We start from the raw sequence: 14,379 nt of genomic DNA, 5'->3' as shown, positions 1-14,379 counted from the left end.
CCTTTATAAGCAAAAGGCACTGCTGCTGCAGCGCCTTAACCTTTACATTCTCGACATGATTTCCGCATATTTCCCTGTTCCGGCAGCCACCACAAGCATGGCATCCTGCACAGTCAGCGTGCTTACACCTGTCTTCTGTTCAATCAGTGCATCCATGCCATGAAGCATAGCTCCACCACCTGTAAGAACAATTCCTCTGTCCATAATATCTGCAGCCAGTTCTGGTGGTGTCTTTTCGAGGACACCATGAACTGCCTCCACAATCTGTCCGGTAGCTTCCCGCAGGGCAGTACGGATTTCTTCCGAAGTCAGTGTGGCAACTTTGGGAAGTCCTGTGATAATGTTTCTGCCTTTTACTTCCATAGTCCTAAGATCTGCCTCTTCGCTGGCCGTCCCGATTTTGATTTTAATGTTCTCCGCAGCATCCTCTCCGATAAAAAGGCTGTGCTTCTCTCTTACATAATTCATAATTGCGTGGTTAAAATTATCTCCCGCAACCTTCACAGATGCAGAAACTACCACGCCTCCTACAGATATAACCGCAACATCCGTAGTTCCCGCACCAATATCCACAATCAGATTTCCAAAAGGTTTGGTGATATCCACACCTGCTCCAATTGCGGCAGCAATCGGTTCTTCCACAAGAAAAACCTCCCTGGCTCCGGACTGATATGCAGCTTCTTCCATAGCCTTACGCTCAATTTCCGTAATGCCGCTTGGCACGCTGATGCTGACCCTCGGTTTCCGAAAAGCTCTCCGTCCCATGGCCTGAGAAATAAAATATTTCAGCATCTTTTCCATTACATTATAATCTACAATCACGCCTCTGCGGATCGGCCATATGACTTCCATGTTGGATGACAGATGTCCTGCCATCTGTCTGGCCTCTTCTCCGATAGCTCTGATTTTCTCTGTATCTTTATCATAAATAACCACAGAAGGCTCTCTCAAAACGATTCCCCTGCCTGTGGAAAACACCAGACTGTTTCTGGTTCCCAGATCGATTCCGATATCTTTTGCCGGCATAAATCCTCCCGCCTGCGTCTGCACTGTTCTTCTGCCAACGCATCTTCTGACTTGTTCTGTTCTCTCTTCTATATCTTTCTCCCGCAGATATTGCATAATCTCACAGCATCTGCCGGAAAGTTCCCGCACTTCATTATATACAAAACCATCGGAATTGAAAAGGACTTTTACCGGTTATTTCTGCTCCAGGTATTTTTTCACATATTTACCGGTGTAGGAAACCGGGCTTGCCGCCACTTCTTCCGGTGTTCCTCTGGCAATTACCGTTCCGCCTCTGTCACCGCCCTCCGGGCCGATATCAATAATATAATCAGCCGTCTTGATCACATCCAGATTATGTTCAATAACCACAACCGTATTTCCACCTTCGGACAGGCGGCGCAGAATCTCAATCAGTTTGTGCACATCTGCAAAATGCAGCCCTGTAGTCGGCTCATCCAGAATATAGATTGTTTTTCCTGTACTTCGCTTACTGAGCTCCGTGGCAAGCTTGATACGCTGTGCCTCACCTCCGGAAAGAGTTGTGGACGGCTGTCCCAGACGGATATACGAAAGGCCGACATCGTACAGCGTCTCAATCTTTCTGCGGATCGAAGGAACATTTTCAAAAAATGTCAGCGCCTCTTCCACCGTCATATTCAGCACATCATAAATACTCTTGCCCTTATATTTCACTTCCAGTGTCTCGCGGTTATAACGCTTTCCCTTGCAGACTTCACAAGGCACATACACATCCGGCAGAAAATGCATCTCAATCTTGATGATTCCGTCTCCACTGCAGGCTTCGCACCGTCCACCCTTGACATTAAAGCTGAAACGTCCTTTCTTGTAACCCTTGGCCTTGGCATCTGCAGTTGCCGCAAAAAGATCACGGATCTGGTCAAAAACGCCGGTGTAAGTTGCAGGGTTGGAACGTGGTGTTCTTCCAATCGGAGACTGATCAATATCAATTACCTTATCCAGCTGATCAATTCCCAGGATATCATCATGCTTTCCGGGAATCACCCTGGCACGGTTCAGATCTCTCGCCAGTCTCTTATAGAGGATTTCATTAATCAGGGAACTCTTACCGGACCCGGAAACACCGGTGATACAGGTCATGACTCCCAGTGGAATATCCACATCAATGTGCTTCAGGTTGTTCTCGGACGCTCCTTTGATTGTCAGAAATCCGGTTGGTTCCTTCCGCACTTCCGGTACCGGGATCTTCCGTCTTCCACTTAAATAGGCACCGGTTACAGAATTCTCATTCTTCATCAGATCCTCGGCCGTACCCATGGCAACCAGCTGTCCGCCATGTTCTCCGGCACCCGGGCCAATGTCAATCACACAGTCCGCCGCACGCATGGTATCTTCATCATGTTCCACCACAATCAGACTGTTACCAAGATCCCGAAGCCTCATCAGTGCTCCGAGAAGCTTGTCATTATCTCTCTGATGAAGTCCGATGCTTGGCTCATCCAGAATATAGGCAACTCCCACAAGGCCGGAACCAATCTGTGTTGCAAGACGGATTCTCTGCGCCTCGCCTCCGGAAAGGGTTCCGGTAGCCCTTCCAAGAGAAAGATATTCCAGCCCAACTTCTGCCAGAAATCCTACTCTGGCACGGATTTCCTTCAGGATCTGCTTCCCGATCAGCTCCTGCTGGCTGGAAAGCTTCAGGTCATGGAGAAAGCCCTGTAGTTTCTCCACCGGCATATTGGTCACTTCATAGATATTCTTATCTGCCACAGTCACTGCCAGAGATTCCTTTTTCAGTCGCTGGCCCTTGCAGGCATTACATGGAGTGATACGCATAAAACTCTCATATTCCTGCTTCATGGTCTCAGAACCGGTCTCCCGGTATCTCTGTTCCACGTTCCGGATCAGTCCCGGAAATGCCACATCATAGACTCCTTCCCCACGCTGGCCTTTATAATAAACTTTCACCGAATGGCCACCGGTACCGTTGATGAGAATATCCTGAATTTTCTTCGGGTATTCACAGAACGGTGTATCCAGGGAAAAATCATATTCTCTGGCAAGGGCATCCAGAATCGCCCTGGAAAAACTTCCCTGTGTTGTACAGGACTGCCATCCGAGAACTGCAATTGCTCCCTCATTGATGCTCAGCTTCTTATCCGGAATCATCAGGTCAATATCAAATTCCATCTTATAACCAAGTCCCAGACATTGCGGGCAGGCACCGAAGGGATTATTGAAAGAAAAGCTCCTCGGTTCGATCTCATCAATGCTGATTCCGCAGTCCGGGCAGGAAAAACTCTGGCTGAAGTTCAGAAGTTTCCCGTCCATGGTATCTACTACGAGAAGGCCGTCTGCCAGTTCCAGTACTGTCTCAATGGAATCGGAAAGACGTTTCTCAATTCCTGGTTTCACAATGAGACGGTCCACAACAATCTCAATATTATGCTTAATGTTCTTATCCAGCTTGATCTCTTCTGAAAGTTCATACAGACTTCCATCAATCTGTACTCTTACATATCCGCTTCTTCTGGCCTGATCCAGAAGCTTGGCATGTGTTCCCTTCCGACCACGGACTACCGGTGCAAGAAGCTGAATCTTCTGCCGCTCCGGAAGCATCATAATCTGATCTACCATCTGGTCTACGGTCTGCTTGCGGATCTCTCTTCCACATTTCGGGCAGTGTGGAATTCCCACACGGGCATACAGAAGACGGAAATAATCATAGATCTCCGTTACAGTTCCCACAGTAGAACGGGGATTCCGGTTCGTTGACTTCTGATCAATGGAAATCGCAGGAGGCAGTCCCTCGATGCTCTCCACATCCGGTTTCTCCATCTGTCCAAGGAACTGTCTTGCATAGGAAGAAAGAGATTCCATATAACGCCTCTGTCCTTCCGCATAGATCGTATCAAACGCAAGGGATGACTTACCGGATCCACTGAGCCCGGTAAGTACCACAAACTGGTCTCTGGGAATATCCACGCTGAGATTCTTAAGATTATTCTCATTCGCTCCACGTATTCTGATAAAACGCTTCTTATCGTTCACTTCTGCTGACATGAAAGCCTCCTACTCTGCCCGGCCATATAAAAATCTTCCGGTATTTTCTTCTATAGCAGAATATCTGTCTCTCATTCTGCTGTAAAATTTCTGTTTGTTTTTTACAGTATACAATCAGAACATTCGTTCGTCAAGGTGAAAAAATCGACAAAATCCGCTACAGGAGAAAATCTGCCATCACCCCGTTGCTCACGTGAATTCCCCGTCTGGTCAGAAAGATCCTGCCGTCTTTTTGTTCCAGCAGACCAAGATTCCGGTGCTTTTTCAGAACCTCGCCGTAAATATTCTCCATATTTTCCCCGAAATATTCCTTGAATCCACGCAGTGATACCCCTTCTGTCATACGAAGCCCCAGAAACATAAATTCTGCCATCTCATCTTCCCTGGTGAGGGCTTCCACATTCCGGCGAATTTTTTCCGGAAATGCGCTGTTTCTGAGATATTCTTCCATATTATCTGTGTTGGAAAAACGCACATGATTCAGAAGTGAAGATGCGCCAAGTCCAAATCCCAGATAATCGGTTCTCTGCCAGTATCCCTTATTGTGCCTGCATTCCCGGCCTTTTTTTGCATAATTGGAAATTTCATACTGATGAAATCCGTATTCCCCCAGAATTGCGGCAGTATCCTCATACATGCGATATTCGGTGTCCTCATCCGGAAGTTTCAGCTCCCGTTCCCAGAAAGGCGTTCCCTCCTCCACAATCAGGCTATATGCGGAAATATGCTCCGGTGAAAGTTCTGCCACTGTGCGGAGATTTTTTTCCCAGGCTTCATATGTCTGCTCCGGAATCGCACTCATGAGATCTATATTGATGTTCGTAAATCCTGCTTCTTCTGCCATGAAAAAACTTTCCAGAAATTCTTCCCAGGTATGAATCCGTCCCAGAATCTTCAACTCCCGGTTCTGTGGTGACTGCAGACCCAGGCTCAGCCGGTTAATTCCGTGCTCCAGATACTCCTGAAGTTTTTCCTTATATAAAGTCCCCGGATTCGCTTCGATGGTAATCTCAGCATCCGGGGCCATAAAAAACTTATTTCTGATCTGATCCATTAAACCTGCAATAAACGCAGGTTCCGGTACGGAGGGCGTTCCTCCTCCGATAAAAACTGTGGTAATCTCCCGATCCGGAAAATCCGAAACAGCCGCCACTTCTTTTTCAAGAGCACGAAAATATTCCGCCTGCCGCTCTTTTCCTGCAGGTCCCGAAAGGAAATCACAGTAATCGCATTTTTTCACACAGAAAGGAATATGAACATAGAGTTCCAGGGGCTTTTTTGCCTTATTCTCCATCTGCTGCTCCTTCCCCATTATCGGAAGTATCTGAACCGGAATCACCTGTACTGTCTGCACTTCCGTCAGAAGCTGCCGGTGTTGGCGTCACATCAGTTATGCCAAGCGCCTCCCCGCCATTCTCTGCAAGATATTCATTTACCATCTTAAGACTTCCATTGGTAGTTACCGCAGACGGATCTATCTCCTGGGGCGCCACCGTAACAGTAGGCTCCGGCACTGTACTGATTTTGATCACGCTCTCATCTTCCGCATTTTTCTTCTTTGAGCCACATCCGGTAAGCAGAACTCCTGTCATCGTCAGAAGTCCTGCTGCCAGAAACAGCCGTTTTATATTTTTTTTCAAAAAGTCATCTCCTATTTATCATCCAGCTTCAGAACACTCATAAAGGCCTTCTGCGGAATCTCCACATTACCTACCTGGCGCATACGCTTCTTACCTTCCTTCTGTTTCTCCAGAAGTTTCTTCTTACGGGAAATATCACCACCGTAACACTTGGCAAGAACGTCTTTACGCATAGCTCTTACGGTCTCTCTGGCAATAACCTTGCTTCCGATGGCTGCCTGGATCGGGATCTCAAAGAGCTGTCTCGGGATTTCATCTTTCAGCTTCTCGCACATCTTTCTGCCGCGCTCATATGCAGTGTCCGCATGGACAATAAAGGAAAGTGCATCCACTTCTTCCTTATTTACAAGGATATCCAGCTTCACAAGCTCACTTCTCTCATATCCGTCCAGCTCATAATCCAGAGATGCATAACCTCTGGAACGTGATTTCAGCGCATCAAAGAAATCGTAGATGATCTCGTTGAGGGGCAATCTGTATTTCAGAAGTGCACGGGTTTCTTCCATATATTCCATGCCTTCGTACTGGCCTCGTCTCTCCTGACAGAGATCCATAATCGCACCGATGAACTCGGTGGTTACCATAATCTCAGCCTTCACCATTGGCTCTTCCATGTACTCGATCTCAGAAGGATCCGGAAGATTGGTCGGATTGGTCAGCTCAATGATCTCGCCATTGGTTTTGTAAACTTTATAGATAACACTTGGTGCTGTGGTTACAAGATCCAGGTTATATTCTCTCTCCAGACGCTCCTGAATGATCTCCAGATGAAGAAGTCCCAGGAATCCGCAGCGGAATCCAAATCCAAGGGCAACCGATGTCTCCGGTTCATAATAAAGAGAAGCATCATTGAGCTGAAGTTTCTCCAGTGCATCACGGAGATCGCCATACTTGGCTCCATCTGCCGGATAAAGTCCACAGTAAACCATAGGATTAACTTTCTTATATCCCGGAAGTGCCTCCGCACAGGGATTGTCCGCATCCGTTACCGTATCACCCACACGGGTATCACGGACATTCTTGATACTGGCTGTGATATATCCAACCATACCCGCGGTCAGCTCATCACACGGAATAAACTGACCTGCACCAAAATATCCCACTTCTACAACTTCTGTGGTAAATCCGGTCGCCATCATATGGATTTTCGTGCCTTTTTTTACACGGCCGTCTTTCACTCTGCAAAATACGATAACGCCCTTATAAGGATCATAAACGGAGTCAAAAATCAGGGCTTTCAGCGGTGCGTCCACATCTCCTTCCGGAGCCGGAACCTTATTGACGATCTGCTCCAGAACCTGGTCTACGTTCAGTCCTGTTTTTGCGGAAATCTGTGGTGCATCCTGGGCTTCAATTCCGATTACATCCTCAATTTCATTAATAACACGCTCCGGATCCGCACTTGGAAGGTCGATCTTGTTGATCACCGGAACCACATCCAGGTCATGATCCAGTGCCATGTATACATTGGCAAGCGTCTGCGCCTCAATTCCCTGGGCAGCATCCACAACAAGAATGGCTCCGTCACAGGCCGCAAGGCTTCGAGAAACCTCATAGTTAAAGTCTACATGTCCGGGGGTATCAATCAGGTTAAAAATATACTCATTTCCATCCTTGGCTTTGTATACAATACGAACGGCCTGGGATTTAATAGTAATTCCCCTCTCTCTCTCAAGTTCCATGTTATCCAGAACCTGGGCCTGCATTTCTCTTTCTGTGAGAAGTCCCGTCATCTCAATAATACGGTCAGCAAGTGTTGATTTACCGTGGTCAATATGTGCAATGATACAAAAATTTCGAATTTTACTCTGGTCTATCATTCAGGAAGTCCTCCTTAAATTTCTCTCGTATAAAGCGTTGGGAACGCATATTTATCCATACTGCTCTTTATCATATCATATTTTAGTCTTCTTTGTCACTGCCTTTCAGGACTCTGTTTAAGATATCTGCAAAAGGTTCCATTGCATTTCGGACTTCCTCCACGGTATTGGTCTGTGCTCCGGCTTCCAGAAGCAACGCACGGGGTTTAAGATGCAGATTATAGCGAAGACCTGCTAGATAAATTCCCCGGTAAAGATCCGGATAATATTGTGCTGCCTGGTATTCCAGCTGGAAGGAAAATGCCAGATTTTCTTCTATGTAAGGATTGGGCAGATAGCTTACTGCCCCCTGATTAACGGTATAGCTTAATCCATTATAAAAAAGCAACTGGGCGGTAGATTTCCCGTTGACCTCTGTTACCAGACGGCGGTCATCCGGCACTCCGTCCCTGTGAAGGTCAATCACAACTTCGACGGTGGGATTTTCTTCCAGAACTTTTTCTATGGATATCCTCGCATAATCATAAGCTTTGCTCCGATCCAGGGTTCCACCCATCATATCAAAAGCATCCGTCACATGAATTACCTGATAACCATATTTTTCCTCCAGAAGGTCCGTAAGGTAATTTCCCACTCCCACAATGGTATCCTCCTCCTTTCCTTCCCTGGAATCCACAAATGTTTCCTGGGAATGGGTATGGTAAATCAAAATCTGCGGTACTTTACTGTCCTGTTTTATGGACAGATCTTCCCCCAGAAATCGTGTTCCGCTGATCTGCTGTGCATTGGTCTCCGTATTGGAATCCAGAATAAAAAACTGATTCATCACATAATCAAAATCTGCCAGTTTTGCAGGAGATAAGTCAATCTGCGGATGCGGAACTGCCACTGTTTCCTGTTCTTTCACCGTTTTTTCGACGGAAGCTTTCTTTTCTGCCGCATCAGAGCCCGCCGGAGTGATCTCCATCTGGGTAATTTCCGGTTTCGTAATTTCCGGTTCTTTATTTTCCACACCGGTATCCTTCTTATTTTCTGTACTGTCAGCAGATTTCTCCTCTGACTTCTGCACTTCCTTTTTTTGCTTTTCTTCTTTCTTCTCTGCCTCTTCCACCTCAGCCATCAATAGTGCCTCCTGCTCTTTCCGGTTCTCCGCTTCCACTTCCTCGCCCAGATGCTCCTCATTTTTTTCCTTCAAAAGCATCTCCGTTTCCCGGTCCCTTCCAGTCTCTTCCTGCAGAGCTTTCTTTTCCAGAAAGCAATACAGCGGCAGCTGTCTGTATATCTCACCATGCTTAAAAAAATCTCCCGTAAGCGCAGCCACAACGCACAGAAAGATCAGACTCAAAAACACGCAGAATGCCCTCTGGATATTCGTCACCCACGATCACCTCTTATGGTATTTTATGACCTGTCCTCTTCGATTAGACTATCGGAAAATGCCAGATTAAGCCCCTCGGAAATCGTAAAGCTTAAATACCGCACAGTTTCATCCACATCTTTCGGTGTTACAAACATGGTATAAAGTTTGGGTGAAATCATTTCTTCCAGAAACTCTTTCTGCTCTTCTTCCTCCAGTGCATCCAGCAGGCTTGCCATGGAATCATGGACAATGGTTGCGGCATCTACCACTGTAGGCACACCGATTCCGATCACCCGCACGGAAAGATTCTCTTCATTGAGCCCTTCCCTGTGGTTTCCCACACCGGACCCCGGATTGATCCCGGTATCTGTAATCTGAATGGTACGGTTCAACCTTGCTGTATTCCTGGCTGCCAGCGCATCAATGGCAATTACCACATCCGGCTTTGTCTCAGAAACAATACCCTGAATAATTTCCAGGGTTTCCATTCCGGTCTGAGCCATTACCCCAGGCGCAATCCCACTGATCTGATGCATTTTCATATGTGTGTTTGCCTTCAGCCCGTATTCCCGGATTACATGCCTTGTCATATGAAGACCGGAAACCGCACGGGGGCCAAGGGAATCCGCAGTGATCTCCTGATTTCCAAGTCCTACCACCAGGATCGACTGCTGCCGTCCAAGATCAATCAGCTCCCTTAAATGATGCGCCACTTCTTCCGAGATTTCCCTGTGATAATCTTCATCCGGAACGGAAAGGTCCGGCGCCTCAATGGTAATGTAGGTTCCCTGCGGTTTTCCCATGGTCCTGGCCCCGTTTTCTGTTGTGATCCGTACTACGGTAGTCCGCACGTCTTTTTCCTCATCGTATTTTTCCCTGATCTCCACTCCATGTACTTCTACATTTTCCTCCTGAAAGCGTTCCGTTGCCTCCAGCGCCAGGTCAGTTCTGATTCTGCTCCTTCCAGCCATACTCTCATCCTCTTTTTCTGTAAAATTGCCAGCCATTTTCCTCTGTCATCCACATGAAAACAGCTTTTCCGATGTTTTCCCTTTCATTATTCCCCATTTTCCCATAAATATGTACCATTTCCCCTTTCATCCACAGCATCTGGTAGTTTTTGCATATTTTTTTGGAATTTTTCCGAAAAACATCTTGACATTACACTCCATGTATAATAATATATATAAGCATGTTTCATAGGAGCGCCCGTGTCTGTTCCTGTGAATGTAATTTATATTATATTTTTTAGGAATCGGAGGTGTACGAATTGGCTAACATTAAATCCGCAAAGAAGAGAATCTTAGTTAACAGCACTAAGGCTGCAAGAAACAAAGCAATCCGTTCTGCAGTTAAGACTTCCATCAAGAAAGTTGAGACAGCAGTTGAGAATAAGGATAAGGCAGCTGCAGAGGTTGCTCTTAAGGACGCAATCTCCACAATCAGCAAAGCTACATCCAAGGGCGTTTACCACAAAAATAACTGCGCCAGAAAAATTTCCCGTCTTTCCAAAGCTGTCAACAGCATTGCGTAATAGACCACGGAATATTTTAGTTATAAGCTTATAAGTAAAAGGAAAGACAGTCGAACCGTCAGCGACTGTCTTTTTTTATATTCTGCTCTCACTTTTACAAGAAAGGAGTTTTCTATGGGCACTCATCCATTCCCTTATCGTCTCATTCGCAGTAACCGGAAAACACTGGCAATCCAGGTCAGCGCTTCCGGCCAGGTGACTGTCCGTGCTCCACGCACAATGTCAGATACCACCATCGAAAATTTCCTCACGCAAAAAGAAAGCTGGATTCTGAAGCACCTCTCCCACGCTGCATCCGAACCGGTTCCGTCTCCTGGAGAAAACCGCCCGCTCTCCGATTTCCGCCGCAGTTATTATATGGAATCTGCCCGAAAAATATTCAAAAGAAAAACCGCAGCCTACGCCAAAAAAATGAGCGTAACTTACGGCCGTATCACTATCCGGGAACAGAAAACACGCTGGGGAAGCTGCACCAGTGAGGGAAACTTAAACTTCAACTGGCGGCTGATTTTCGCACCGGAAAAGGTTCTCGATTATGTTGTTGTCCACGAACTTGCCCACCGGAAGGAAATGAACCATTCTCCTGCCTTCTACGCAGTGGTGGCGTCTGTGATGCCGGAATATAAAATTTACGAAAAATGGCTCCGGGATAACGGAAAGACTCTGTGGCAGAATCCCTGAATTTCCAGGCTTTTAGGCAGATATTTCACGATTCTTTCCTATGCGCTCCTCTTCCGCGCCGAACTGTATTTCACAATCAGAAGTTCCACGCTGAGCACATCCCCTAACGTACCTGTCTTCACAGCTTCTTCCGCATCCACAAAGTCTCGCACCGCATTTTCAAGTTCTTCTACTGTGTAAGCCCTGGCGCAGGATTCCAGATTTCGCACAACAAAGGATGGCACGCCAAGTTTGGATGCAATCTCTGTCTGGGAAAGTCCCTCCTCTGATAATTTCTTCGTAAGACAGATCTGCCGGAACTGCTTTGCAAGGAGAAACAGAATTCTCATCGGTGGCTCCCGCAGCGTCAGAAGATCGTAATACAGATCCAGTGCACGTTTCTGATTTTTCTCTGTCACGGCGCGGACCATATCAAAAATTTTGTTGGTTGTCTGTGTGGTACAGACAGCACGGATATCTTCTCCAGTCACAACCTCTCTGCCTTCTGTATAGGAAATCAGTTTTTCCAGCTCCATCCTTAAATTTCCCATATCTGTCCCCGTCATGGACAGAAGCAGCTCCACATCCCGCTGGGTAATCTTACGCCCGTTTTTCCCGAGAATTCCTGCCGCCCACCGCATCAGCGTTTTTTCATCCTGCTGTTTAAATTCTCCGATACTTCCACAGGCTTTCACTGCCTTATACATACGGCTTCGTTTATCTACCTCGGATTCACAGAATACCAGATACAGATAATCCGGAAGATTTTTCATATAATCTGCCAGTTCCTCACATTTATTCTTAAAAAATCCGGTATCCTCCAGAAGAACCACCCTGCGCTCCGCAAAAAAGGGCATCGTATCAAAAAGGCTCAGAAGTTCTCTCACATCGATTCCTTTTCCCTCATATCTGGCAAAATTCATCGTATCATCATCCGGATTCAACGCTTTCACCAGATTTCTCTTATACTGCTGTTTCAGATACGCTTCTTCTCCGTAGAGCAGATATGCCTGCTTAAATTTTCCTGATTTGATGTCTTCCTGAATATTTTTCAATATCTGTACTCCTGTCTGAATCGTATTCCCGCAATCACCCGGGGACTTTTTCTCTGTATCTCAGTTTATACGACAACCGCCGGAAATGCAACATACTCCGGTAAAAATTTGACTTTCCGGCAAATTCATGATACTGTAGACGGGTACATATTCCGGCAGAGCCGTTCTGCCAGCGAAATATGTGGAAGGGAGTGTTCCATTATGGAGAAAAAAAGAACTAGTAAAGCAACAAGTAACCTGAAGAGCGCAACCACAAAAGCCAAGGCTACTGTGAAATCAACTGTAGAAAAAATCGAGAAAACACCTGCAGCTGAGAAAACTGTAAAAGCAGTAAAAAAAGCAACAGAGACTGTAGCAGCCAAGGCACCAGAAGTAGTAGAAGAAGTTAAAAACACTGTAAAAAATCATAAGATCAGCGGCATCACACTTGAAATTTTTGAGACATCCATCACAGTTGCAGACCTTGAAGCAGCTGTTAAGAAAGATGCAGAGGCGAAAGGCCTTAAGGGCAAAGAGCTCCACATCTATGTAAATGCAGAAGAAAGAGCAGCTTACTACACTGCTGACGGAGAAGGTTCCGACGATTACAAGATCGATCTGACCACTCTGTAAGTTCGGACGGATCAGTTCCGCAACCGAAATACTACGCCGGTCTGCCCATGGCAGTTCCGGAAGCGCAAAAAAGCCATGCACAGGACATTTTCATTTTCGTCCCGCTGCATGACTTTTCTTTTTTATCTTTTACTGGATTTTTTTAATCCAGTCTCTGGAACAGCCTACTGCCGCTCTCCATCCTTTTACCATCGCACTGCGCTTCTCATCATCAATCTCTGTACGGAAAATACGCTCCACGCTGCGGCTTTCCAGTACTGCTTCCTTGCTTTCCCAGAATCCTACAGCGAGACCTGCAAGATATGCGGCACCAAGAGCAGTTGTCTCAATACATTCCGGACGTTCTACAGCCACATTACTGATATTGGACTGAATCTGCAGAAGAAGGTTGTTGGCACTTGCTCCGCCGTCTACACGGAGAACTGCAAGATCACTTCCGGCATCTGCTTTCATAACCTCCAGCACGTCATTGACCTGATATGCAAGAGATTCCAGAGTCGCACGTATAATATGATATTTATTCACACCACGGGTCAGTCCTACAATTGTACCACGTGCATACTGATCCCAGTAAGGAGCTCCAAGTCCCGTAAATGCAGGCACTACATAACATCCGTTTGCATCCGGCACTTTTCCCGCAAAATATTCCGTATCTGAAGCGGAATCCACCAGATGAAGTTCATCACGGAGCCACTGGATTGCGGCACCGGCAACGAATACGGATCCTTCCAGAACGTAGGTAACTTTTCCATTGAGGCCCCATCCGATAGTGGTGACAAGTCCGTTGTTTGAAAATACCGGTTTATCTCCTGCATTCATCAGAAGGAAACCACCGGTTCCATATGTATTCTTGGTTTCCCCTTTCTCAAAGCAGGCCTGTCCGAACAATGCTGCCTGCTGGTCACCGGCTGCACCGGCCACCGGAATCCTTCCACCAAAGAAGGATGGATCGGTTTCCCCATAGATTTCGCTGGACTCTTTTACCTGTGGAAGCATACACTTCGGAATATTAAGCTCCTCCAGAATTTCATCATCCCACTCCAATGTGTTGATATTGAACATCATGGTTCTGGATGCATTGGAATAATCGGTTACATGGACAGCACCCTTGGTCAGTTTCCAGATCAGCCAGGTTTCCACCGTACCGAACAGAAGCTCACCTTTCTCAGCTCTTTCACGGGCACCTTCCACATTATCCAGAATCCATTTTACCTTGGTTGCGGAAAAATACGCATCAATAACAAGACCTGTTTTCTGACGAATTTTCTCTTCCAGTCCCCTCGCTTTCAGGCTGTCGCAGTATTCTGAAGTTCTTCTGCACTGCCATACGATGGCATGATAAACCGGCTGTCCCGTATTCTTATCCCAGACAATAGTGGTCTCTCTCTGATTGGTGATACCGATCGCTGCAATATCCTCTGCCGTTGCCTCAATCTGGTTCATAGCCTCTCTGGCAACAGAAAGCTGTGTGGACCAGATCTCACCTGCATCATGCTCTACCCATCCCGGTTTCGGAAAATGCTGGATAAACTCCTTCTGCGCCACACTGCGGATCCTTCCGTTTTCATCGAAAAGAATACAACGGTTGCTGGTTGTTCCGGAATCCAGCGCCATAACATATTTTGCCATATAAAAATCCTCCAATACA

The 14,379-nt window shown here is 46.5% G+C and carries 12 protein-coding genes; 3 read left to right on the top strand and 9 right to left on the bottom strand.

Annotation, left to right across the window (positions count from 1 at the left end):
- Nucleotides 1–42: 42 nt before the first annotated feature.
- The 7 genes from G5B06_RS00365 to gpr all read right to left on the bottom strand — a co-directional run bounded on the left by G5B06_RS00365 (nucleotide 43) and on the right by gpr (nucleotide 9,841).
- Entirely contained in the window at nucleotides 43–1,026 is a 984-nt protein-coding gene (locus G5B06_RS00365; protein ID WP_148445038.1) for a rod shape-determining protein, read from the bottom strand.
- Nucleotides 1,027–1,200: 174 nt separating this feature from the next.
- Nucleotides 1,201–4,050: an excinuclease ABC subunit UvrA gene (uvrA, locus tag G5B06_RS00360; protein WP_173771102.1), complete on the bottom strand. Its 2,850-nt coding sequence runs from the start codon at nucleotides 4,048–4,050 to the stop codon at nucleotides 1,201–1,203.
- Between the two features lie 157 nt (nucleotides 4,051–4,207).
- Nucleotides 4,208–5,344: a radical SAM family heme chaperone HemW gene (hemW, locus tag G5B06_RS00355; RefSeq protein ID WP_148445040.1), complete on the bottom strand. Its 1,137-nt coding sequence runs from the start codon at nucleotides 5,342–5,344 to the stop codon at nucleotides 4,208–4,210.
- Nucleotides 5,334–5,690, bottom strand: coding sequence for a hypothetical protein (locus tag G5B06_RS00350; RefSeq protein WP_148445041.1), 357 nt, complete (start codon nucleotides 5,688–5,690; stop codon nucleotides 5,334–5,336). The genes hemW and G5B06_RS00350 overlap by 11 nt, the downstream gene beginning before the upstream one ends.
- 11 nt (nucleotides 5,691–5,701) lie before the next feature.
- Nucleotides 5,702–7,510: a translation elongation factor 4 gene (gene lepA / locus G5B06_RS00345; protein ID WP_173761770.1), complete on the bottom strand. Its 1,809-nt coding sequence runs from the start codon at nucleotides 7,508–7,510 to the stop codon at nucleotides 5,702–5,704.
- Between the two features lie 82 nt (nucleotides 7,511–7,592).
- On the bottom strand, nucleotides 7,593–8,888 hold the full coding sequence (locus G5B06_RS00340) for a stage II sporulation protein P (protein ID WP_303009270.1): 1,296 nt from the start codon (nucleotides 8,886–8,888) through the stop codon (nucleotides 7,593–7,595).
- Between the two features lie 23 nt (nucleotides 8,889–8,911).
- Entirely contained in the window at nucleotides 8,912–9,841 is a 930-nt protein-coding gene (gene gpr, locus G5B06_RS00335; RefSeq protein ID WP_148445043.1) for a GPR endopeptidase, read from the bottom strand.
- Nucleotides 9,842–10,140: 299 nt separating this feature from the next.
- On the opposite strand from gpr, the gene rpsT reads away from it, so the two are divergent.
- Both rpsT and G5B06_RS00325 read left to right on the top strand, forming a co-directional pair.
- Nucleotides 10,141–10,404 (top strand): 30S ribosomal protein S20, encoded by a 264-nt coding sequence (gene rpsT, locus G5B06_RS00330; RefSeq protein ID WP_022426951.1) that lies wholly within the window; start codon nucleotides 10,141–10,143, stop codon nucleotides 10,402–10,404.
- Between the two features lie 114 nt (nucleotides 10,405–10,518).
- Nucleotides 10,519–11,085: a M48 family metallopeptidase gene (locus tag G5B06_RS00325; protein ID WP_148445044.1), complete on the top strand. Its 567-nt coding sequence runs from the start codon at nucleotides 10,519–10,521 to the stop codon at nucleotides 11,083–11,085.
- Nucleotides 11,086–11,123: 38 nt separating this feature from the next.
- On the opposite strand, the gene holA is transcribed toward G5B06_RS00325, so the two are convergent.
- Nucleotides 11,124–12,119, bottom strand: coding sequence for a DNA polymerase III subunit delta (gene holA / locus G5B06_RS00320; RefSeq protein ID WP_148445045.1), 996 nt, complete (start codon nucleotides 12,117–12,119; stop codon nucleotides 11,124–11,126).
- Between the two features lie 201 nt (nucleotides 12,120–12,320).
- Here holA and G5B06_RS00315 point away from each other — a divergent pair, with 201 nt between their 5' ends.
- Complete coding sequence (locus tag G5B06_RS00315) at nucleotides 12,321–12,731, top strand: DUF6465 family protein (RefSeq protein WP_148445046.1); 411 nt, start codon at nucleotides 12,321–12,323, stop codon at nucleotides 12,729–12,731.
- A gap of 129 nt (nucleotides 12,732–12,860) precedes the next feature.
- Here the strand turns inward: G5B06_RS00315 and glpK are convergent, their stop codons facing one another.
- A complete protein-coding gene (gene glpK, locus G5B06_RS00310; protein WP_148445047.1) occupies nucleotides 12,861–14,360 on the bottom strand; it encodes a glycerol kinase GlpK in 1,500 nt (499 codons plus the stop codon).
- Nucleotides 14,361–14,379 lie beyond the last annotated feature (19 nt).

It is taken from the genome of Blautia luti (genome assembly GCF_013304735.1).
GTDB lineage: Bacteria > Bacillota > Clostridia > Lachnospirales > Lachnospiraceae > Blautia_A.
Note: the sequence above shows the minus strand (reverse complement) of the source record. Positions and strands in the feature narration are given on the sequence as shown.